1 protein-coding gene is annotated in these 1,572 nt (G+C 34.2%); it reads right to left on the bottom strand.

The features are described from left to right. Nucleotides 1–34: 34 nt before the first annotated feature. Nucleotides 35–1,345, bottom strand: coding sequence for a transposase family protein (locus tag P9687_RS01360; RefSeq protein WP_013858128.1), 1,311 nt, complete (start codon nt 1,343–1,345; stop codon nt 35–37). Between the last annotated feature and the right edge of the window lie 227 nt (nt 1,346–1,572).

Raw genomic sequence — 1,572 nt, 5'->3', positions numbered from 1 at the left:
TTTTTAAAAGAAATTCTTTTCTCTACAGAAATGATTAAGTAAACCTTACTTGTATTGGCTTACTTAAATGGGTGAAATCCTCGTCTGTTAAAATGCGTGTCCGAAACGATTCCAACAGATTTGAGGATTTTTCTTTTGCCGTTTTTTTGAGTGCTTTTAAGATTGACGAACCTTTTTCAAACAGCTGTCTAATAATATCTGTTATTTGAACTAATAAATAATGATTTTTCATGGCTGTGTAGTTTTGGCTATTGGCATGTTCTATATTGTAACGATTATTTTTTTGTTCGTTAAATCCTTGATTTTCAATCTTCCAGCGGCTTCTTCCTGCAGCGATGAGTCGTTCCACGTTCTTTTTCGTGATTTTAATATCCGTTATAAATACATACTCTTTCGATTTCCCATCCTCTGTTTTCATTGTGGCCTCCATCAGATTGACCGTTCTGTCTTTGTAGGCAATATCATTCACCCAAACTAATGAATTCTGATCCTTACTTTGTTCCAGCTCTTTTATTGCCTTAAACTCCGTCGAGATACTTTTAATTCTCCCTTCCTTAAATCTGCATATATATTTCCATTTGTGCGCCCTGCACAGATTAAATACCGTTTCACATGCATAGAGACTATCTCCCAAGATACAAATCGGTAGTCTTTTAAATATTTTTTTTATTTTCTTTGCCAGCCTGTCGAAGGCTTTTAATTCACAATCTTGCTTAGAAACATTTTCTGATTCATTTTCGATAAATTCGGAGGCAATACTGAAGACCATATCCCCCACGACAAGCTTGGCTTCAAGTACATGGTGCATATAAAGTACGTTCGTTTCTCCTGTTTCTTTATTTGTATATGCCCGTCTCAGGCAGTGTTTACAATGTTTCTCATGAAAGGTGTGTAATCCAGTTCCATCAATGATGACACCCCAGTACTTTCCTTCAATTCGATAAGACTCGAGAGACCTTTTTTTCAATAATTCTTTAATCATATACGTTCTAATTTTTTCTAATTCATTTACATCTAAGCCAGATAAAAAGTCGTTAATTGTATCATAATGTGGAAGTTCTTCAAGAGAATCTAAGCCTAACACCTTCCCTACATTTTTAATACATTCTTCTTTATTAAAACTCTCACTCATGTTTCTCATGGATTTTAGGCCGGTCATATTTTTCAACATCATCGTAAATAAAAGGACCTCTGGACCATAAGTGATATAGCTTTGATGTCGGTGGTCTGCTACCTTTTTTAGGTTATTCATCAGGTCTTTGAAAAAATGCTTCTGAATTTTAAGGAACTCGAAAAAATAATTTGCTTCTTTTTCACGATTTCTTTTTTCTTTTCTAGTAACCAAAATAAAAACCCCCTCAAAACAGCCAAGTTTAATTAGGGCTTGCTGAACGAATCAAATTTTAGCTTGTATTCGACTTGTCACTAAGCCATGCCAAAATATTCGTCCAGCAAGCTCTAATTATTTAAATTATTACATATTTAGCCGCATTTTTGGGGGGGAATAGTTAAATTATCACGAAAAATTTTTACTCCTCAGAGCTGTAATCCGTTACAATGAAATATTCTAAT

The organism is Weizmannia sp. CD-2023 (assembly GCF_036225245.1).
GTDB lineage: Bacteria > Bacillota > Bacilli > Bacillales > Bacillaceae_C > Weizmannia > Weizmannia faecalis.
This window is presented reverse-complemented; position numbering and strand designations above follow the sequence as displayed.